Annotated in this window: 19 protein-coding genes; 11 read left to right on the top strand and 8 right to left on the bottom strand. The window is 71.7% G+C overall.

Going from position 1 to position 19,711, the window contains the following annotated elements; genetic code table 11:
* Window positions 1-126: 126 nt before the first annotated feature.
* Genes ACZ60Q_RS34825 through ACZ60Q_RS34805 form a run of 5 tightly spaced genes read left to right on the top strand, consistent with a single transcriptional unit; the run spans window position 127 to window position 5,540 of the window.
* On the top strand, window positions 127-1,410 hold the full coding sequence (locus ACZ60Q_RS34825; RefSeq protein ID WP_469641571.1) for an NAD(P)/FAD-dependent oxidoreductase: 1,284 nt from the start codon (window positions 127-129) through the stop codon (window positions 1,408-1,410).
* Entirely contained in the window at window positions 1,407-2,129 is a 723-nt protein-coding gene (locus ACZ60Q_RS34820; protein ID WP_469641570.1) for a DUF1365 domain-containing protein, read from the top strand. The genes ACZ60Q_RS34825 and ACZ60Q_RS34820 overlap by 4 nt, the downstream gene beginning before the upstream one ends.
* Entirely contained in the window at window positions 2,126-3,391 is a 1,266-nt protein-coding gene (locus tag ACZ60Q_RS34815; protein WP_469641569.1) for a class I SAM-dependent methyltransferase, read from the top strand. Before ACZ60Q_RS34820 ends, ACZ60Q_RS34815 begins: the two co-directional genes overlap by 4 nt.
* Window positions 3,388-4,740, top strand: coding sequence for a class I SAM-dependent methyltransferase (locus tag ACZ60Q_RS34810; protein ID WP_469641568.1), 1,353 nt, complete (start codon window positions 3,388-3,390; stop codon window positions 4,738-4,740). The genes ACZ60Q_RS34815 and ACZ60Q_RS34810 overlap by 4 nt, the downstream gene beginning before the upstream one ends.
* Window positions 4,737-5,540 (top strand): DUF1295 domain-containing protein, encoded by an 804-nt coding sequence (locus ACZ60Q_RS34805; RefSeq protein ID WP_469641567.1) that lies wholly within the window; start codon window positions 4,737-4,739, stop codon window positions 5,538-5,540. The genes ACZ60Q_RS34810 and ACZ60Q_RS34805 overlap by 4 nt, the downstream gene beginning before the upstream one ends.
* Window positions 5,541-5,607: 67 nt before the next feature.
* Here ACZ60Q_RS34805 and ACZ60Q_RS34800 read toward each other — a convergent pair whose 3' ends face one another.
* The 5 genes from ACZ60Q_RS34800 to ACZ60Q_RS34780 all read right to left on the bottom strand — a co-directional run bounded on the left by ACZ60Q_RS34800 (window position 5,608) and on the right by ACZ60Q_RS34780 (window position 9,808).
* Complete coding sequence (locus ACZ60Q_RS34800; protein ID WP_469641566.1) at window positions 5,608-6,975, bottom strand: cryptochrome/photolyase family protein; 1,368 nt, start codon at window positions 6,973-6,975, stop codon at window positions 5,608-5,610.
* Window positions 6,976-7,012: 37 nt separating this feature from the next.
* On the bottom strand, window positions 7,013-7,765 hold the full coding sequence (locus ACZ60Q_RS34795) for an anti-sigma factor (RefSeq protein WP_469641565.1): 753 nt from the start codon (window positions 7,763-7,765) through the stop codon (window positions 7,013-7,015).
* Entirely contained in the window at window positions 7,762-8,346 is a 585-nt protein-coding gene (locus tag ACZ60Q_RS34790) for a sigma-70 family RNA polymerase sigma factor (RefSeq protein ID WP_469641564.1), read from the bottom strand. The genes ACZ60Q_RS34795 and ACZ60Q_RS34790 overlap by 4 nt, the downstream gene beginning before the upstream one ends.
* Window positions 8,347-8,459: 113 nt before the next feature.
* The gene (locus ACZ60Q_RS34785; RefSeq protein WP_469641563.1) at window positions 8,460-8,897 is read right to left on the bottom strand and encodes an ABA4-like family protein; all 438 of its coding nucleotides are present in this window, start codon (window positions 8,895-8,897) and stop codon (window positions 8,460-8,462) included.
* Window positions 8,894-9,808, bottom strand: a complete 915-nt coding sequence (locus ACZ60Q_RS34780) for a hypothetical protein (RefSeq protein WP_469641596.1) — start codon at window positions 9,806-9,808, stop codon at window positions 8,894-8,896. The genes ACZ60Q_RS34785 and ACZ60Q_RS34780 overlap by 4 nt, the downstream gene beginning before the upstream one ends.
* 205 nt (window positions 9,809-10,013) lie before the next feature.
* Between ACZ60Q_RS34780 and ACZ60Q_RS34775 the strand changes: the two genes are divergently transcribed.
* Window positions 10,014-10,742, top strand: a complete 729-nt coding sequence (locus ACZ60Q_RS34775) for a MerR family transcriptional regulator (protein ID WP_469641562.1) — start codon at window positions 10,014-10,016, stop codon at window positions 10,740-10,742.
* A 279-nt stretch (window positions 10,743-11,021) separates the two neighbouring features.
* Here ACZ60Q_RS34775 and ACZ60Q_RS34770 read toward each other — a convergent pair whose 3' ends face one another.
* Both ACZ60Q_RS34770 and ACZ60Q_RS34765 read right to left on the bottom strand, forming a co-directional pair.
* Window positions 11,022-11,873 carry a siderophore-interacting protein gene (locus ACZ60Q_RS34770; RefSeq protein WP_469641561.1) on the bottom strand — a complete coding sequence of 284 codons (852 nt, stop codon included), beginning with the start codon at window positions 11,871-11,873 and terminating at the stop codon, window positions 11,022-11,024.
* A 52-nt stretch (window positions 11,874-11,925) separates the two neighbouring features.
* Complete coding sequence (locus tag ACZ60Q_RS34765) at window positions 11,926-12,834, bottom strand: 5'-3' exonuclease (protein ID WP_469641595.1); 909 nt, start codon at window positions 12,832-12,834, stop codon at window positions 11,926-11,928.
* A gap of 320 nt (window positions 12,835-13,154) precedes the next feature.
* On the opposite strand from ACZ60Q_RS34765, the gene ACZ60Q_RS34760 reads away from it, so the two are divergent.
* The 4 genes from ACZ60Q_RS34760 (at window position 13,155) to ACZ60Q_RS34745 (ending at window position 18,341) form a co-directional block, all read left to right on the top strand.
* A complete protein-coding gene (locus tag ACZ60Q_RS34760) occupies window positions 13,155-14,231 on the top strand; it encodes a quaternary amine ABC transporter ATP-binding protein (protein WP_469641560.1) in 1,077 nt (358 codons plus the stop codon).
* Complete coding sequence (locus ACZ60Q_RS34755; protein WP_469641559.1) at window positions 14,224-16,845, top strand: ABC transporter permease/substrate binding protein; 2,622 nt, start codon at window positions 14,224-14,226, stop codon at window positions 16,843-16,845. Before ACZ60Q_RS34760 ends, ACZ60Q_RS34755 begins: the two co-directional genes overlap by 8 nt.
* A gap of 162 nt (window positions 16,846-17,007) precedes the next feature.
* Complete coding sequence (locus ACZ60Q_RS34750) at window positions 17,008-17,553, top strand: helix-turn-helix domain-containing protein (protein WP_469641558.1); 546 nt, start codon at window positions 17,008-17,010, stop codon at window positions 17,551-17,553.
* Between the two features lie 77 nt (window positions 17,554-17,630).
* Complete coding sequence (locus ACZ60Q_RS34745; protein ID WP_469641557.1) at window positions 17,631-18,341, top strand: helical backbone metal receptor; 711 nt, start codon at window positions 17,631-17,633, stop codon at window positions 18,339-18,341.
* Here ACZ60Q_RS34745 and ACZ60Q_RS34740 read toward each other — a convergent pair.
* Window positions 18,280-19,467 carry a TDT family transporter gene (locus tag ACZ60Q_RS34740; RefSeq protein ID WP_469641556.1) on the bottom strand — a complete coding sequence of 396 codons (1,188 nt, stop codon included), beginning with the start codon at window positions 19,465-19,467 and terminating at the stop codon, window positions 18,280-18,282. The genes ACZ60Q_RS34745 and ACZ60Q_RS34740 overlap by 62 nt on opposite strands.
* Before the next feature lie 70 nt (window positions 19,468-19,537).
* Here ACZ60Q_RS34740 and ACZ60Q_RS34735 point away from each other — a divergent pair.
* On the top strand, window positions 19,538-19,711 hold a 174-nt coding region (locus ACZ60Q_RS34735; RefSeq protein WP_469641594.1), incomplete at its 3' end, for a helix-turn-helix domain-containing protein.

The raw sequence follows: 19,711 nt of genomic DNA, 5'->3' as shown, positions 1-19,711 counted from the left end.
CCTTGTTCACTTGTTCGGAGTAGATCCGATGACCGACCAATCCAGGCGCCCATCGGCCACGAATGGAGGGTGGAGGAGCACTCCAGCAGCGCTCCGACCAGTGCGGAAGGACCGGAGGGAGCCGAAATGGCAGGGGAACGACGGCGGACGGCCGTGGTCGGATCCGGAGTGGCGGGACTGACCGCCGCCCATGTTCTCCGGGACGCCCACGAGGTGACGCTGTACGAGGCGGAGGACCGCGTCGGGGGCCACGCCCACACGCACGACCTGGGCGCGTCCGACGGCCGCGTGCACCACGTCGACTCCGGGTTCATCGTGCACAACCGGCGGACCTACCCCCACCTGCTGCGGCTCTTCGACGAACTGGGTGTCACCACACAGGAGTCCGAGATGTCGATGTCCGTACGGTGTGAGGGATGCGGCCTCGAATACGCCGGGGCGCGCGGCCCGGCCGGGCTCTTCGCGCAGCCGCGCTCGGCCGTGCGCGGCCCCTATCTGCGGATGCTCGCCGAGGTGCCACGTTTCCACCGTGCGGCGCGGGCCCTTCTTGAACTGCCTCAGAGCGGTACGGGCGACACGAGCGGGATGACGCTGGGGGAGTTCGCCCGGCGAGGGCGCTTCTCGCCCTACTTCCACGCCCACTTCCTCACTCCCACGGTCTCCGCCGTCTGGTCCTGCGACCCGGTCACCGCCCTGCGCTACCCGGCCCGCTATCTCTTCCGTTTCCTCGACCACCACGGGATGCTCGCCGTCGGCGGCTCCCCGGTCTGGCGTACCGTCACCGGCGGCTCGCGCGCTTACGTCGACCTCCTCGTCAAGCGGCTCACCGCCGTGCGCACCTCGACCCCGGTGCGCGCCATCACCCGGCACCCGGACGGCGTCGAGGTCACCACCGAGGACGGCACGAGAACCCCGTACGACTCCGTCGTCATCGCCACCCACCCCGACCAGGCGCTGCGGCTCCTCACCGACCCGACCGACGCCGAGCACGGCACGCTCGGCGCGTTCCGGTACTCCCGCAACCCGACCCTGCTGCACACGGACACCACGCTCCTGCCGCGCTCCCGGGGGGCCAGGGCCTCCTGGAACTACCTGATGCCCTCGTGCGCCGCCGACGCGGACCGCGTCACCGTCAGCTACGACATGAACCGGCTCCAGCGGCTCGACACGCCCGAGACCTTCGTGGTCACGCTGAACGGCTCCGACCGCGTCGACCCCGCCTCCGTACGCGCCCGCATGGTCTACGAGCACCCCGTCTACACCCCGGAGTCCGTCGCCGCCCAGGACCGGCTGCACATACTGTCCGGTCCGGTCACCGCCTACGCGGGGGCGTACCACGGCTGGGGGTTCCACGAGGACGGCTGCCGTTCGGGGGTCGAGGCCGCGGCGGCCCTGGGGGTGAGGTGGTGAACGCCCTCTATCCGTGCACCATCACGCACGTGCGTAACCGGCCGATGACGTACGCGTTCCGGCACCGTACGTATCTGTGGCTCATCGACCCCGACCGGCCGCCCCGGCTGCCACGCCTCGTGCGACCGCTGGCCCGGTTCGACCCCCGCGATCACTTCGGGGGCACCGCCCCCACCATCCGGGCCGGTCTGGAGCGCTTCCTGCGGGCCCGGGATGTCGAACTCGGCGACGGAACCGTCACCATGCTCACCCAGGCCCGGGTGTTCGGATACGTCTTCAACCCGATCACCGTCTACTGGTGCCACCGTGCCGACGGCAGCCCCCTCTGCGTCGTCGCCGAGGTGCACAACACGTACGGCGGACGGCACGGCTACCTCCTGCGCCCCGACGGGAACGACCAGGCCGCAGCCGACAAGGAGTTCTACGTCTCGCCGTTCTTCCCCGTGGACGGCGGCTACCGGATGCGGCTGCCCGAGCCAGGGCCCCGGCTCGACCTGAGTATCCATCTGGAGCGCGACGGGGCCCGTCCGTTCACCGCGACCGTACGGGGCAGCCGCCGGCCCGCCGGCCCCCGGGAGCTGGTGCGGCTCGCCCTGCGCCACCCCCTCTCCACCGTCCTCGTCTCCGCCGCGATCCGCCTGCACGGCATCCGGCTCTACCTGCGCGGGCTCCCCGTGCAACCCCGCCCCCCGCACCGACCACAGGAAGGCATGCAGTGACCGCGCCCACCTCCGCGCTGCCGGCGGAGCACACCCCCGGGACCGATCCGGAACGCTGGCCCGACATCATCGCGCTGCCCCGGGCCTCCCGCACCCGGACCGCCGTCGCCGAGCGGATCGTCCGCCACGCGCTCGGCCGTCTCCCCCTGCGTGCCCGGCTCGCGGGGAGGGAGGACATCGGCCTCGGCGGGCCGCTCATGGACATCCGCGACCCCGACGCCTTCTTCCGGCGGATCGGCGCGAGCGGACTCATCGGCTTCGGCGAGTCCTACATGGCGGGGGAGTGGGACGCGCCCGACCTGGTCGGCGTGCTGACCGTGCTGGCCGACCACGCGGCCGACCTCGTCCCCCGGTCGCTGCAACGCCTGCGCGGCATCTGGGCGCTGCGCAGGCCCACCGCGCAGATGAATACCCCCGAAGGCTCCCGGGACAACATCAGCCACCACTACGACCTGTCCAACGAACTGTTCGCCCTCTTCCTCGACGAGACGCTCTCCTACTCCTCCGCCGTCTTCCGCGGCTTCCCCGCCGAACACGACCTGCTGCCGGCCGCCCAGCACCGCAAGATCGACCGGCTGCTGGACGCCGCCGGGGTCACGGAGGGCACCCGGCTCCTGGAGATCGGCACCGGCTGGGGCGAACTCGCCGTCCGCGCGGCCGCCCGCGGCGCCCGGGTCATCACCGTCACCCTCTCCTGCGAACAGCGCGAACTGGCCCGTGCCCGGATCAGCGGGGCGGGCTACGCGGACCGTGTCGAGGTGCGGCTGAGCGACTACCGCCAGGTCACCGGCGACTACGACGCGATCGTCAGCGTCGAGATGGTCGAGGCGGTCGGCGAGGAGTTCTGGCCGGTCTACTTCGAGACCCTGGACCGGCTGCTCGCCCCCGGCGGCCGGATCGCCCTCCAGGCCATCACCATGCCCGACGACCGGCTGCGCGCCAGCCGCTCCACGTACACCTGGATCCAGAAGTACATCTTCCCCGGCGGACTCCTGCCCTCCACCGAAGCCGTGGAGCGGATCACCACCGGCCACACCCGCCTGCGCACCACGCAGCGCATCCGCTTCGGCGCGCACTACGCCGAGACGCTCCGGCTCTGGCGGGAAAGGTTCACCGACCGGGCGGCCGAGGTCGACGCCCTCGGCTTCGACGCCGTCTTCCGCCGGATGTGGACCTTCTACCTCGCCTACTCCGAAGCGGGCTTCCGCTCCGGCTATCTCGATGTACAGCAACTGCTTCTGACCCGCGAGGAGACCGCGTGACCACGACCGCAGCCAAGCCCCCCGCCCGGCGCACCGGGACCGGGGCAGCCCAGCGCGTCGAACCGCTGATCGAGCGGTTCCTCGGCGGCCCGCCACCGGTCCGGGTACGGATGTGGGACGGCAGCGAGACCGGACCCCGGGATGCTCCCACCGTCCATGTACGGACCCGCAGAGCGCTGCGCCGCCTCCTGTGGGAGCCGGGCGAACTCGGTCTCGCCGAGGCCTACATCACCGGCGACATCGACCTCGACGCCGACCTCGGCGACGGGCTGCGCGCCATGCGCCGAGCCGCGCGCGACCGCGGCCTCACCCCGCCCGCACCCGCCATCGCGGACCGGGTCAGGGCGGCGGGCCTCGCCCTGCGTCTCGGCGCGGTCGGCCCCCGGCCGCCGGTCCCCGCCGCCCGCGCCGGACTGCGCGGCACCCTGCACAGCAAGGCCCGGGACCGGGCGGCGATCAGCCACCACTACGACCTGTCCAACGCCTTCTACGCGCTGCTCCTCGACGAGACGATGGCGTACTCCTGCGGCTACTGGACCAGCGGGGCGCCCGGCTACGGAGCGGGCGACGCGCAGCGCGACAAGCTGGAGCTGATCTGCCGAAAGCTCGGACTGCGGCCCGGTGCGCGGCTGCTGGACATCGGCTGCGGCTGGGGTTCGCTGACCCTGTATGCGGCCGAGCGCCACGGCGTCCACGTCACCGCCGTCACCCTCGCCGCCGAACAGGCCGCGCACGTACGGGAGCAGGTCACCGCACGCGGCCTCGATGATCGTGTCGAGGTGCTGAACATCGACTACCGGGACATCGCGGCGCGGCCGGAGACCCGGGGCGCGTACGACGCCGTGTCCACCATCGAGATGGGCGAGCACGTCGGGGACGCCGAGTACCCGGCGTTCACCGCGATCCTGCACGACGCGCTGCGGCCGAAGGGCCGGGCCCTGGTCCAGCAGATGTCCCGGGGGACGAGCGCGCCGGGCGGCGGCGCGTTCATCGAGTCGTACATCGCCCCCGACATGCACATGCGGCCGCTCGGCGAGACCGTCGCCCTGCTGGAGGGGGCCGGGCTGGAGGTGCGTGACGTCGAATCGCTGCGCGAGCACTACGTGTGGACGGTGGAGGCCTGGCGGCGCACCCTGGAAGAGCGCTGGGCGGAGTTCGTCGCACTGGTGGGAGAGGAGACCGCGCGGGTGTGGCGGCTCTACCTCGTCGGTGGCGCGCTCGCTTTCGAGGAACGCCGGATGGGCGTCGACCAGATCCTGTCCGTCAGGCCCGACCCGGTCGGCTCCGCCGCGATGCCCGCCACCCGGCGCGACTGGTACGCACCGGGGGACCCGGGAGCGGACCGGTGAGCGGCTTCGCCTGGGCCGCGTTCGCGAACGGGCTCGCGGGCGCGGCCGTCGCCGCCCTCGGGGTCATGCTCGTCACCTTCGCCGTCGCCCTCAAGAAGGGTGTGCACCGGGTCGTCGACATCGCCTGGGGCATCGGGTTCGCCGCCGTCGCCCTGGTCTCCTACGCCCTGTCGGCGGGCGTAGGAGACGACGGCCGCCGGCTCCTGGTCACCGCGCTGACCGTGATCTGGGGGCTGCGCCTCGCGATCCACATCGGCCGGCGCGGCCGGGGCCACGGGGAGGACCCGCGCTACGCGAAGATGCTGGCCAAGGCTCCCGGCAACCCGAACCTCTACGCCCTGCGCAAGGTGTATCTGCTCCAGGGCGCGCTGGTCTGGCTGGTCTCGCTCCCGGTGCAGGCCGCGCAATACCTCATCGCGCCGCTCGCCTGGTGGGCCTGGGCGGGGACCGTCCTGTGGGCGGCCGGTCTCGCCTTCGAGGCGATCGGCGACGCGCAGCTCGCCCGCTTCAAGGCCGACCCCGCCAACCGGGGGAAGATCATGGACCGGGGCCTGTGGTCCTGGACCCGCCACCCGAACTACTTCGGTGACTTCTGCGTCTGGTGGGGCCTCTTCCTCCTCGTCTGCCAGGCCCCCGCCGCCGCTGCCGCCACCGTCGTCGCCCCGCTGGTGATGAGCTTCCTGCTGACCAGGGGCAGCGGCGCGGCCCTGCTGGAACGTCATATGGCCGACCGGCCCGGGTTCGACGCGTACGTGGCGCGGACCAGCGGCTTCCTTCCCCGGCCGCCGCGCCGGGCATGACGTCAGGCGAAAGGGGCCCGTCCCGCGTCCGCGGTACGGGCCCCTTTCGTGTCGAGTCGTCGTACGGTCAGTCCAGGCCTCGGGCGCGTTCGAAGCGGGTCCGTGCCTCGGCCAGCTCCACCACCGGGTCCGGGTAGTCCAGGCCCGCGCGGTCCAGGCCCTGAAGCTTCCAGGGCTCGTGGATCGCGGACCCCTCCAGCTCGGCCAGCTCCGGAACCCAGCGCCGTACGTAGTCACCGCGCGGATCGAAGCGCTTGCCCTGGATCACCGGGTTGAGCACCCGGTTGGGCCGGGTGTCCGTGCCGGTGCCCGCCACCCACTGCCAGTTGAGCTGGTTGTTCGCCACGTCGCCGTCGACCAGCAGGTCCAGGAAGTGCCGGGCGCCCACCCGCCAGTCCACGTACAGCGTCTTGGCCAGGAAGCTCGCGGCCAGCATCCGGCCCCGGTTGTGCATCCAGCCCTCGTGCGTGAGCTGCCGCATCGCCGCGTCCACCAGCGGGTAGCCCGTCCGCCCGGACTTCCAGGCGTCGATCTCGTCCTCGTCGGAGCGCCAGCGGTCCCGGCGCGGCCGGTAGTCGGACCAGGAGGCGTCGGGGCGGGCCGCGAGGACCTGGTGGTGGAAGTCGCGCCAGGCCAGTTGCCGCACGAACGCCTCACCGCCGGGCCCGCCCTTCTCCTGGGCGCGGCGCACCAGTTCGGCGGCGGAGACCGTACCGAAGTGCAGATGGGGGGAGAGCCGGGACGTCGCGTCCCCGGCCAGGTCGTCGTGGCCGTCCACGTAGCCGGCCATCGGCCCGTTCAGCCAGGACGTCACCAGCTTGCGGCCCACGTCCTCGCCGCCCCGGGCGAGAGCGGGGGAGAGGTGCTCGACGGCGTCCCGGTCCGGGAGCGGGTCGCTCGCCACACCGTCCGGCACCCGCACTGTGCGGGGAGCGGTCAGTGTGCCCCGTACTCCCTCCGCCTCCCAACGGCGGAAGTACGGGGTGAACACCGCGAAGTGGTCCTTGCCGCCCGTCGGGACCACCTGGCCCGGAGCGAGCGCGGTGACCACCGCGTCATGGACGCGCAGCTCACGGCCGGTGCCCGCGAGGGCCTCCCGGATCCGTTCCTCGCGCCGCGCCGCGTACCGGCTGACCCCGGCGGCGATGTGCACCGAGGCGGCCCCGGTCTCCTCGCACACCCGCCGCACCTCGGCGGCCGTCCCGCCCCGGCGGACGATCAGCCGACCGCCCCGGTGCCGGAGCCCGGCGTCCAGGGCGGCCAGACAGTCGGCGAGGAACGCCAACCGGTTGGGCGCGTCGAACCCGGCGCGGTGGACGGCGTCGTCCCGGACGAACAGCGGGACGACGTCGTCCGCGTCCCGCAGGGCGGCACACAGCACCGGGTTGTCGTGCAGCCTCAGATCGGAGGTGAACAGCACCACCGCGACACTCATGGAACGGGCGCTCCTCGCATGGTTCGTGGGTGAGTGGTCAGACAGTCGGGAAGTCCATCAGCGCCACCGGGGACGAGGTCGGTTCGTCGGAGCCTTTGGCGGGTTCGACGGTGATGCCCATCCCGGACGCCCGGTCCACGGGCCCGTTCAGCAGGACGGCGTCGTCGCTCGCCTTCGGGTCCATCAGACCGGCCGAGCGCATCGTGCCCTCGTCGTTGAACCAGAGCTGGTAGACCTTGCCGCTCGGCGGCCGTTCCATCCCGGATGCCAGGAACACCGCACGGTTCTGGCTCTGCGAGACGACGACCGCGCCGTGCGCGCCGCCTGCCAGCTCACTCGACGTGGTCTTCGCGTCCGGGGCGGAGAGCACCTGGGCCAACTGCTCGTTCTGCCGCTGCGCCTGGTTCGCCTCCTGCCGGGCGTCCCGCGCCACCTGGTTCTGCCAGACCGCTACCCCGCCGAACGCGCCGGCCGCGGCGACGCAGGCGGCGAGCGCGTAGGCGTAACCCCGGCCGGTGCGCGCGCCCCCGCCGGTCCGCGCCCGCCTGCCGGGCGCCGGAGCCTCCTGGCGTACGGTCGTGATCTCCCGCAGCACCCGGTCGCGCAGGTCGCGCGGAGGGGTCTCGGAGACGGCGAGGCCGAGCCGGGCGGCGGTGGCCGACAGCTCCCGCACCTCCTGGGTGCAGGCCTCGCAGTCCTCCAGATGCCGTTCGAACGCCTGCCGTTCGCTCTCCGGCAGCGCATGCAGTGCGTAGGCCCCGGTCAGCGTGTGCAGTTCGGCCGCGCTCATGTGCTCACCCCCAGGCAGTCGCGAAGGCGGATGAGGCCGTCGCGGAGTCGTGTCTTGATGGTGCCCAGCGGCACGGCGAGCAGCTCGGAGACCTCGCGGTAGGTCAGGCCCCGGTAGTAGGCCAGGGTCACCGACTCCCGTTGCAGCTCGGACAGGGTGCGCATACAGCGCCGTACCTGTTCTCTCTCCAGCCGGGTCTCGACCTGTTCGGACACCTCGTCGAAGGCGGGCGTCCGGTCCAGCAGCGCCGCCTTGTGCTCCCGGGCGGCGGCGGCCTCGGCCGAGCGGACCCGGTCGACGGCCCGGTGGTGGGCCAGGGTCAGCACCCAGTTCATCGCACTGCCCCGGGAGGCCTGGAAACGGGGTGCGGTCCGCCACACCTCCACCAGTACCTCCTGCGCCACCTCCTCCGACTGGGCCGGATCGCGGAGCACACTGCGCACCAGCCCGAGCACGGGCCCGCTCACCGCGTCGTACACAGCGGCGAACGCGGCCTGATCGCCCCGCGAGACCCGCACCAGGAGTTCCTGGAGATCGGGACCGGGCGAGGGCACCCCACTGATGTGTACGGCTTCCTTCACGCGGGTTTCCTCCCGGGACGATCGTCGCTTCCGGCAGTGATTCGGAGCCGAGGACCGTGCGGATTGGTCGGATGCCCGCGATCTTTCCAGACCCGGCCCCGGAAGGACGCGGCTCAGCCGGTGAGCGTTTCGCGTCGTCGCAGGCGGACGGCGCGGACGGCGAGGAAGATCACCAGCCCGAACGGCGACAGCAGGATCGTCAGGACCAGCAGCGGCCCCATCAGCAGCGGCGACAGCCCCAGCTTGCGGCTCTGGAGGTACATCCACTGCCCGAGCAGCAGGTCCCAGGCGATCACCTGCGCCCACATGGCCGTCGCTCCGCCGGCCAGCGCCGTCAGATCACGGAAGGTGTCGATGTCCGGACTGCTCACCGCCGTCCAGAGCTCCGGGAAGACGGGCACGGCCATGACGACGTAGACGGCGAGCACGGGCAGCACGGTCAGCGGCGAGGCGGCGACGCGGGCGGTGCCGGACCAGGTGGGGGCGAAGATCATCAGCAGCCAGAAGGGGGCGGCCAGATAGAACGTGATCACGAAGAGTGTGCCGGTCATGCCACGGGCTCCTTGTCGTCGGCGGTGCGGGACGGGCGGCCGGAAGCGGCCGGGCGCAGCGCGATCCAGGTTCCGGACGCCACCGCCGCGAGGAGGACTCCGGCTGCGGCCAGCGTGGCCCCGTCCGGGTGGATCAGGGACTGGCCCCGGAGCGCCTGCCAGGTGATGAGCGCGACGAGCGCCGCATAGCCGCCGGTGGCGACCCGTACGAGACGCAGCCGCACCCCGGCGTCGCGCAGCGGGGCGAGACGGGGGGCGAGGAGCACCAGGGCGATCAGCAGGAGCGGCAGCAACTGGAGGGCGTGCATGCCGACGAAGTGGGGGGCCCGCAGATCGCCGCCGGTCGTCGACCAGCCGGTCAGGGGCATGTCCGGGCCGCCGTCCGGCACCCCCACGGAGTGCGCGCCGATCACATCGGCGGTGTCGAGGTTCCCGGCGGCCCGCTGGCTCTCGCTCGGCCCCGTCATCAGGAAGCCGAGGGCCGCGCCGGCCATCGCGATCACCAGGCCGCCCCGGACGGCCAGGGTTGTCGCCCGGTCGGCGATGGGGGTGCGCAGCAGCAGGACGGCTATCACCAGGGTGGCCGCCCACAGGACGACGATGGTCATCCCCATCGCGTTCCACAGCGCCGAGTCGAGGGGGGTGGCGGTGTTGAAGTGGCTGCGCTTCCCGCGGACCACCTGCACCGTGATGATCACCATCTCGGCCAGACCCGTCAGCACGACGAGATGTCCCGCCCACCGGCCGGTCCGCCGTCCCCGGGTGAGGTGCGTCAGCATCCAGGCCAGGGTCATGCAGTACGCGACGAAGGACACGGCGAACTTGAACGGCTTCGCCCAGATCGGCGCGCCCACCAGGACCCGGTCGTCGACCACGAGGCCCACGGCGGAAACGAGGGCCATAACGGCCATCGCGGCGGAGAAGACGACTAATGGGCGATGCCAGGAACGCCACGACGACATGAGAGACCCCCTACGATGATGCGATCAATATGGATAGCCGCACTGTCCGCTATCCGATAGAGGGACTATCTATGATGAGCACGGTTTCTGGCAAGGGTGAAAGGGCGAATACGCGGTGCGCATCGGTGAGTTGAGTCGCAGATCCGGGGTCCCGGTGCCGACGATCAAGTACTACCTACGGGAAGGACTCCTGCCCGCAGGGGAGCTGACCAGACCGAACCAGGCCCACTACGGCCCCGGACACGAGCGCCGACTGCGCCTGATCCGGGCGCTGCTGGACGTCGGCGGCCTCTCACTCGCCGGTATCGGTGAGGTCCTGGAGGCCATGGACGACCCCGAACAGCCGGTGCACAAGGTGCTCGGTGCCGCGGCGGACGGTGTCACGCCGACCGGCGAGGAGGAGGCGGGGCCCGAACTGGAGGACGCGCGCGAGGAGGTGGCCGCACTGGTGCGGCGCCGAGGCTGGGAGGTGGACGAGCGGGGCTCCGCCGCCGAATCGCTGGCGGGTGTGCTGTGTGCGCTGCGCAGGGCCGGGCACGGCGGGTATGTCGACCTGCTGGACGTCTACGCGGATGCCGCCGAGCCGGTCGCCCGCGCCGACCTCGACTACGTGCAGCGGCGGGTGGCCCGCGAGGACCTGGTCGAGACCGTCGTCGTGGGGACCGTCCTCGGCGAGGCGATGTTCGGCGCGCTGCGGAGGCTGGCGCACATCGACGTGTCCTTCCGGCGCTTCGAGTCCCCGCTGGACCTCTCGGGGCCGGTCGAGCCGGAGGGCTCCCACGCCGAGGAGGAGAGCGGGGGCGGAACGCGTGGCGCCGGGGCTTGTGGCGGTGATGCGGAGGCGGGCGGTGGCGGTGCGGAGGCGGGCCCTCCGGGCGCCTGAGGCCGGGGGCGGACCCGACGGGCCGAACTCCGTGGGCGGTCCGGTGGGCGGTCCGTTGTGCGACCCGGTGGGCGGGCGTGGTGGTCCCGGCCCGGGGTCGCACCGGACCCCGTCCGCCGCACCCCCGACGCGCGGACCCCGTCCGCCGCGGGCGCGGCGGACGGGGTCCGGTGGTCTGCTCGGCCGGGCCACCCGGGGCGGAGCCGGCGGGTGGTTCGGAGGGTGGCCGGCATTGGGACGGGCGGGTGGCCCAGAGGGTGGCCGGCATCGTGGCGGGTACTACGGAGCGGTCGTGCCGCTCTCCTGCTCACGCTCCACCTGCTCGTTCCATTCGCGCTTGACGGCGCGCCAGGCGTCGTCGTTCTGGCCGAGACGCCAGTAGCCCGAGATCGACAGCCGTGCCAGCGGGATCTGCCGCTCCACGCGCAGATACCGGCGGATCTCCTTCACGAAGCCCGCCTCCCCGTGCACGAAGGCCTGGATCTCGCCCTCCGGGAAGTCCAGCCCCTTCACGGCGGCGGTCAGCAGTTCGCCGACGGGCCGGTCACCGCGGTGCAGCCAGGTCACGGACACCCCGTCGGGCGTCACGATCTTCTGCTCCTCGGCGGCGTCCGACACCTCCACGAAGGCGTGCACCGACGCACCCGACGGCATCTGCTCCAGCGCCGCCGCGATCGCCGGCAGTGCGCTCTCGTCGCCGACCAGCAGGTGCCAGTCCGCCGACGCCTCGGGACCGTAACCGCCGCCGGGTCCGAGGAAGGTCACCTGCTCGCCCACCCGGGCGCGCTGCGCCCACGGCCCGGCGAGGCCCGCGTCGCCGTGCACGACGAAGTCGACGGCCATCTCCCGGGCGACCGGGTCCCACGAGCGCACCGTGTACGTACGGGTGGTGGGCCACAGGTCGCGTGGGTAGCGCTCCCGGATCGTGGCCATGTCGAAGGGGTGCGCGTAGTCCGCGCCCTCGGGCGCGAAGCACAGCTTGATGTAGTGGTCGGTGAAGCCGGAGAGGGTGAAGTCCGCGAGCCCTTCGCCGCCGAGGACCACGCGCACCATGTGCGGGGTGATCTGCTCGGTGCGCACGACCTGCGCCCCTTGAGCCGTGGGCCCCTGACGGGCCGGCCGCTCTGCCACGAGGTACTCCCTGGTTCGAAAACTTGAGCTTAGGTATGCCTAAGTTAACACCTCAGTGCTGAAGGGTGGTCAGCAGCCGCTGAAGCGCTCCGCCCAGCCCCCACTGCTCCGCCAGCGCCTCCAGGGCGGCCGGGTCGCGCGGCTCGCGGGGCAGCGCCGGGTCGAAGTCGGGCAGGGGGACGTCCCCGGCCACCCGGACCACCTTCGGCGCGACGGCCACATAGGCGCGCGACTCGTCCAGCCGCTTGCGCTGCGAAGGGGTCAGCTTCGCCTTCGGGTCGTCCACCGCCGCCATGATCCCGTCGAGATCGCCGTACGCGTCCAGCAGCTTCGCCGCCGTCTTCTCGCCGATGCCGGGGACGCCCGGGAGCCCGTCGCTCGGGTCGCCGCGGAGCAGCGCCAGATCGACGTAGCCCGCGCCGTCCACGCCGTACTTCTCGCGCAGCCAGGCCTCGTCGGTCATCTGGAGGGTGCCGACACCCTTGAGCGGGTAGAGCACGCGCACCTGGCGGGCGTCGTCGACCAGCTGGTACAGATCGCGGTCGCCGGTGACGATGTCCACCGGTCCCGTCGCCCGCCCCGTGAGGGTGCCGATGACGTCGTCCGCCTCGTACGGGGTGACGCCGACCCGGGCGATGCCGAGCGCCGCCAGCACGTCCTCGATGATCGGGACCTGCGGGGACAGCGTGTCGGGGATCTCCTCCTCGTCGCTCTGCCCGGCGGGGGTCTCCTCGGCGACCCGGTGTGCCTTGTACGTCGGGATCAGGTCGACCCGCCACTGCGGACGCCAGTCGTTGTCCCAGCAGGCGACCAGGTCGTCCGGCCGGTGGTCCTGTACCAGGCGGCCGATGAAGTCGAGGAGGCCGCGCACGGCGTTCACGGGCGTACCGTCCGGCGCGCGCACCGAATCGGGCACGCCGAAGTAGGCGCGGAAGTAGAGGGAAGCGGTGTCGAGGAGCATCAGGCGTCGCGTCACAGACCCGATGATGCCCCACCGTGCCGACAGTCGCTCCGGGTAACCGCTTACTGCCGTTCCGTCGCAGGTCGGTGACCTGGGTCACTGTTGTGTTTGGTCTGGGTAAGCGAGGGCAGGCGCGCCATCGGAGCGAACCACGTCGCATTTTCAACTAGTGCATGTGCCACGCGGACAGAACCCGCACCGCTCCACGGTCTGCCGGAGGGGGTGGCAGACCGTTTTTCGGTTCAACGCGTGAGGTGTATGTGTCCAGGCTGCAAGCCGAACACCTGTACAAAGTCTTCGGCAGACGACCCGATGAAGCAGTGCGGAAGCTCGAAAGCGGCTCCGACCGCGACGAGTTGCGCGCCGAGGGAACGACCGCAGCGGTGATCGACGCCTCGTTCACCGTGGAGCCGGGCCAGATCTTCGTCGTCATGGGGTTGTCCGGCTCGGGCAAGTCCACCCTGTTGCGGATGCTCAACGGTCTGCTCGACCCCACCGCGGGCCGGGTGCTCTTCGACGGCCAGGACCTGACCGCCCTGAGCCCCCGCGACCTGCGGCACGTCCGCTCCACCAAGATCAGCATGGTGTTCCAGCACTTCGCGCTCTTCCCTCACCGGAGCGTCCTGGAGAACGCCGCGTACGGCCTGGAGGTCCAGGGCGTGGCGCGTGAGGCGCGCGAGGTGCGCGCCGCCGAGGCGCTGCGGCTGACCGGCCTCGAAGGCTGGGAGAAGTCCTGGCCCGACGAGCTGTCCGGCGGTATGCAGCAGCGCGTGGGCCTCGCCCGCGCGCTGGCCACCGACGCCGATCTGCTGCTCATGGACGAGTCCTTCAGCGCGCTCGACCCGCTGATCCGCCGTGACATGCAGGACCAGCTGCTGGAGCTCCAGAAGCGCCTGAAGAAGACCATCGTCTTCATCACCCACGACCTCAACGAGGCCATGCGCCTGGGCGACCGGATCGCCGTGATGCGCGACGGGGAGATCGTCCAGCTCGGCACCGCCGAGGACATCCTCGTCACCCCGGCCAACGACTACGTCGCCTCCTTCACCCAGGACGTCGACCGCTCCCGGGTGCTCACCGCGGGCGCGATCATGGCCGAGGCGCACACCGTGATGGGCGCCAGGGCGGCGGACGGCACGGAACTGCGCAGCCCGCAGGACGTGCTGGCCGCGGCCCCCGCCACGGTCCTGGAGTCCACGCCGATCATCGATCTGTTCACGCCCTGCTCGCAGAGCTCGAACCCGGTCGCCGTGACCGACGCCAAGGGCAGGCTCGTCGGCGTCGTCCCCAGCTCCCGGCTGCTCGCCGTCCTCGGCGAGCCGATGACTCCGGCCGAGGCCCCCCGCGACACCGAACCCGCGGCAGCGGCCGACCTGAAGAAGGTGGCCGGTGTTTAGGCTCCCCCTCGGCGAATGGGTCGACTCCGCGGTCGACTGGCTGCAGACCCACCTCGCCTGGCTCTTCGACGCCATCAGCTCCATCGTCAGCGGCATGTTCGACGGCATAGCCGCCGTCCTGTCCACCCCCGCACCACTGCTCTTCGCGGGCATCGTCGCCATCATCGCCTGGTGGCTGCGCGGCCCGCCCGCGGCACTGCTCACCTTCGTCGGGTTCGCCCTCATCGACTCCGTCGAACTGTGGGACGAAGCGATGGACACCCTCACCCTGGTGCTCGTCGCGACACTCGTCACCCTGGTCATCGCCGTGCCCCTGGGCATCTGGGCCTCCCGGTCCAGGACGGTCAGCGCGATCACCCGGCCGGTCCTGGACTTCATGCAGACCATGCCCGCCATGGTCTACCTGATCCCCGGCGTCATCTTCTTCGGCGTCGGCGTGGTCCCCGGCATCATCGCCACCATCATCTTCGCGCTGCCCCCGGGCGTCCGGATGACCGAACTCGGCATCCGCCAGGTCGACGGCGAACTCGTCGAGGCGGCCGAGGCCTTCGGCACCACCTCGCGCAACACCCTGCTGCGCGTCCAGCTGCCGCTCGCCCTGCCCACGATCATGGCCGGAATCAACCAGGTCATCATGCTCGGCCTGTCCATGGTCGTCATCGCGGGCATGGTCGGCGGCGGCGGCCTCGGCGGCTCCGTCTACCGGGCCATCGGCAACGTCGACGTCGGCCTCGGTTTCGAGGCGGGCATCTCCATCGTCATCCTCGCCATGTACCTGGACCGGATGACCGGTGCGCTGGGCACCGAGGTCTCCCCGCTGGGCCGCCGCGCGGTCGCCAAGGCCCAGGCCATGGCCGAGGGCTGGAAGATCTGGACCTACCGCCCGCAGCCCCGCGTCGCGGCCGTCGGCATCGTCGTCCTCGCGCTCGTCGCGGGCGGCATGAGCATGTTCGGTGGTTCCAAGGACGAGACCGCCGGCAAGGCCGCGAGGATCGGCGACGGCAAGAAGGTCAGCATCGGCTACATCCCGTGGGACGAGGGCATCGCCTCCACCTTCCTCTGGAAGGAGATGCTGGAGCGGCGCGGCTTCGAGGTCGACGTCAAGCAGTACGAGGCCGGCGCGCTGTACACCGGTATGGCCAACGGGCAGATCGACTTCCAGACCGACTCCTGGCTGCCGGTCACCCACGCCAGCTACTGGGCGAAGTACAAGGACCGCCTGGAGGACCTCGGCGCGTGGTACGCCCCGACCTCGCTGGAGCTGGCCGTCCCCGCGTACATGAAGGACGTCCGGACCATGGACGACCTGAAGGGCCGGGCGTCCGAGTTCAAGGGCCGGATCGTCGGCATCGAGCCGAGCGCCGGCGAGATGGGCCTGCTCAAGGACAAGCTGCTGCCGGGCTACGGCCTGGACAAGGAGTACAAGCTCATCGACGGCTCCACGCCGTCCATGCTGGCCGAGCTGAAGCGCGCGTACGCCAAGAAGGAACCGATCGTCGTTCCGCTCTGGTCGCCGCACTGGGCGTACAACGAGTACGACCTCACCAAGCTCAAGGACCCCAAGAAGCTCTGGGGTGAGGGCGACGGCGTCCACACCCTGGCGCGCAAGGGCTTCTCCGCCGAGAACCCGGTGGTCGCCACGTGGATCAAGAACTTCAAGATGAGCGAGGACCAGCTCACCAGTCTTGAGGCCGAGATCCAGAAGTCCGGCTCCGGCAAGGAGCAGGAGGCCGTCCGCACCTGGCTGAAGGACAACCCGGGCGTCGCCGACAAGTGGTCCCCGGTTCCGAAGGACGCCCAGGCCGACGGCGGCAAGGACGAGCGCGACCGCGCCGTCGAGGTCGCCTGGTTCCCCTGGGAGGAGGACATCGCCGCCACGTATCTGTGGAAGGCGGTCCTGGAGGAGCGCGGCTACAAGATCAACCTGAAGCAGTTCGAGGTCGGCCCGATGTACGCCGCCATGTCGCGCGGCCAGATCGACGTGCAGTTCGACGGCTGGCTGCCGTACACCCAGAAGAACTACTGGGACAAGTACGGCGACAAGCTGACCGACATCGGCTCCTGGTACGGGCCGACCTCCATCGAGGTGGCCGTCCCCGACTACGTCAAGGACGTCAAGACCCTCGACGACCTCTTGGGCAAGGGCTCCGACTTCAAGGGCCGGATCGTCGGCATCGAGCCCGGCACCGCCACCATGGAGAACCTCAAGAAGAACGTCCTGCCGAGTTACGGCCTGGACAAGGAGTACAAGGTCCTCGACTCCTCCACGCCCGGCATGCTGGCCGAGCTGAAGCGCGCGTACGCCAAGAAGGAGCCCATCGCGGTCCTGCTGTGGACCCCGCACTGGGCGTACAACGAGTACGGCATGACCAAACTGAAGGACCCGAAGAAGGCGTTCGGTGAGGGCGACCGGCTGCACACCATCGCCTCCAAGGAGTTCCCGAAGCAGTACCCGCGGCTGACGAAGTGGTTCAAGGACTTCAAGCTCACCGAGAAGCAGCTCGGCGGCCTGGAGAACGAGATCCAGAAGCGCGGCGCGGGTCACGAGGAGGAAGCCGTGAAGGCCTGGATGGACGACAACCCGGGCATCGCGGACACCATGGCGCCCCAGTAGGGCCCACGGGCACGAAAGCAGCAGGTCGAAAGGGGTGGCTCCCGCCTTCGGGCGGGGCCACCCCTTCCGGCTGCCCGGGGGCGTTTACCGGACGTCGTGCGCAACCATGTGCGTAAGGTGCTGGCAACCGGGAGGATGGCGGAGGCGGGAGGGAGCCGGGACATGGACGACAAGGACACACCGCGAGTGGGCGCCGCCGTCCGCCGACGGCGCAGAACCCTGGGACTCACGCTGGCCGCGGTCGCCTCGCGCAGCGGCCTGTCCGTACCCTTCCTCAGCCAGATCGAGAACGAGCGCGCCCGCCCCAGCGCCCGCTCCCTCGACCGGGTCGCCGAAGCACTGGAGACCACCACCGGGCGCCTGCGGGCCGCCGCCGACTCCGCGCGCGCCGTCGACGTCGTCCGGGCCGAGGAGGGCGAGGGCGTACGCCGCCTGGTGCGCGGCCGGCATCAGCTCAGCGCCCTGGAGTTCACCGGCGAACCGGACCTGGGGCGCGAGTTCCAGCACCGCAACGACGAACTGATGTACGTCGTCGAGGGCGCCGTCGACGTCGAGGCCGAGGGCCAGGTCCACCGCCTGGAGCACGGCGACACCCTGTTCCTCTCCGGCGGGGTCCGCCACCGCTGGCGCGCCACCGTGCCCGGCACCCGACTGCTGGTCGTCGCGGTGGCCGAGCACATCGACGCCACGTTCGACTCGCGTCGCTGAGCCGTACGCCGTCCGTACGGACGGCGTACGGGGGCGATCCCGCCCCGCCACCCGTTTCCGCCGCGAAAGGTCCGTCCGTGCGCGTCGTCTCCCTGGTCCCCTCGCTCACCGAGGCGGTCGCCCGCACCGCACCCGGGCTGCTCATCGGCGTCACCGACTGGTGCACACACCCCGCGGATCTCACCGCCGCCCGCATCGGCGGCACGAAGAACCCGGACGTGGCCGCGATCGCCGCCCTCGCCCCCGACCTCGTGATCGCCAACGAGGAGGAGAACCGGGCCCCCGACCTCGACGCGCTCCGGGCGGCCGGGCTCGACGTCCTGGTCACCGAGGTCCGCACCCTGGATCAGGCCTTCGCCGAACTGCACCGCGTCCTTGTCGACGGCTGCGGGCTCACCCGGCCCCGCTGGCTGGATACGGCCGAGGCCGCCTGGGCCGCGCTGCCCGTGCCCTCCGGGAGCCCGCGCCCCGCCGCCGTACCCATCTGGCGCAGGCCCTGGATGGTGCTGGGCCACGACACCTTCGCCGGCGACCTCCTCGCCCGCCTCGGCATCCGCAACGTGTACGCCGACCATGCCGAGCGCTACCCGCGCATCCCGCCCGACGAGCTGAACGCCTCCGGGGCCGAGCTGATCGTGCTGCCCGACGAGCCCTACCGCTTCACCGCCGACGACGGGCCCGAGGCCTTCCCCGCCCTGCCCGCCGCACTCGTCGACGGGCGGCTGCTCACGTGGTACGGGCCGTCGCTGGCCGAGGCGGCACGGGCGCTGCCGTCAGCGCTCCGCTGAGCACCCCCAGCACCGTCCGCGTCCCGGCCGCCGCCCACGCCGCGACCAGGGCCACGTACAGCGCCACCGCCAGCCAGGTCAGGGCGTCGAGCCCGGTGTGCCGCGCCAGACCGGCCGCGCCTGTCACACACGTACCGACGGGGAAGGTGAACGCCCACCACGTCATCGCGAAGCCCATGCCGTTCCGGGCGGCCCGCACCACCATCGCGGTCGCCAGGGCCAGCCACAGCAGCGCGAAGCCCATCACCGGCACCCCGTACAGCACGGCGAACGCGCCGAACGCGGAGGCGTAGGGGGCCCCGACCGCGCCCGGGGCGGCGTCGGCCAGCTGGTTGACGGCGGTCGCCGACTGTCCGAGCGGCCCCAGCACCAGAAACAGCGTCGGGGTCAGCGCCAGCGGCAGCGGACCGTGGTGGACCAGCCGGGAGAAGATCAGCGGCAGCACCACCAGCGTGGCCAGCAGCGACAGGCCGAACATCGCGTAGCAGGCCAGCAGCAGCGCCTCGCGCCCCTGCCCGGCGGAGACATGGGGTACCAGCAGCGCGCCCTGCGAGGCCGACACCATCGGGGCGACCAGCGGCAGCAGCCAGACCGGCGACGCGGTCCCGGGTGCGGGACGGTGGCGTACGACCATCAGATACGGCACCACGACGGCGGCCACCAGACCGATCGCCGTACCCGCCACGAACAGCACCACGTCCACCGCGAGCGCCGCCTGTACGCCCACCACGTCCCGGCCCACCGTCAGGGTGGCGCCGCCGACGGCCAGCAGCGCCATCGACAGACAGCCGTAGAACGGGGCGACGGCCGGGTCCAACAGGTGGACGCGGGCCTGGTCGCGGTGGCAGAGCCAGTGCCCGGCCCGAGCGGTGAGGACGGCCAGGAGCAGCAGGGCCGACAGCGCCCACACGACGGTGCACGCGGCGCGCAGCCCGGGCACGTCCCCCGGAAGCATCGCGCCGGCGCTCGCGACGATCGCGGTGCCCATGACGCTCGCGTACCAGTTCGGGCCGATGTGCCGCAGGGACGGCAGCCGCGCCCCGCCGCCGGACCCCTCCACCGGAGGGGGTGAAAGCGCGGCGGGAGGCGACGGAACGGCGGTCCGGGTCCCCGGAAAGATGGCCATGCCACGATTCTTCGCGGCCGGGCCCCCGCCCACCAGGGACCCCGTCCCTATGAGGTCATAAGCTGGCTTTATGGCCGGCGACGACGCACACGCACCCCACATCCCCCTCTCCCACCGGGTCCCTGATCTCGGGGCGCTGCAACTGCTGTTCGCCGTCGCCCGGCACGGCAGCCTCGGGCGGGCCGCCCGGGACGTCGGCATCACCCAGCCCGCCGCCTCCAGCCGCGTCCGGTCCATGGAGCGA

This window comes from Streptomyces sp. NPDC104313 (assembly GCF_055583985.1).
Note: the sequence above shows the minus strand (reverse complement) of the source record. Positions and strands in the feature narration are given on the sequence as shown.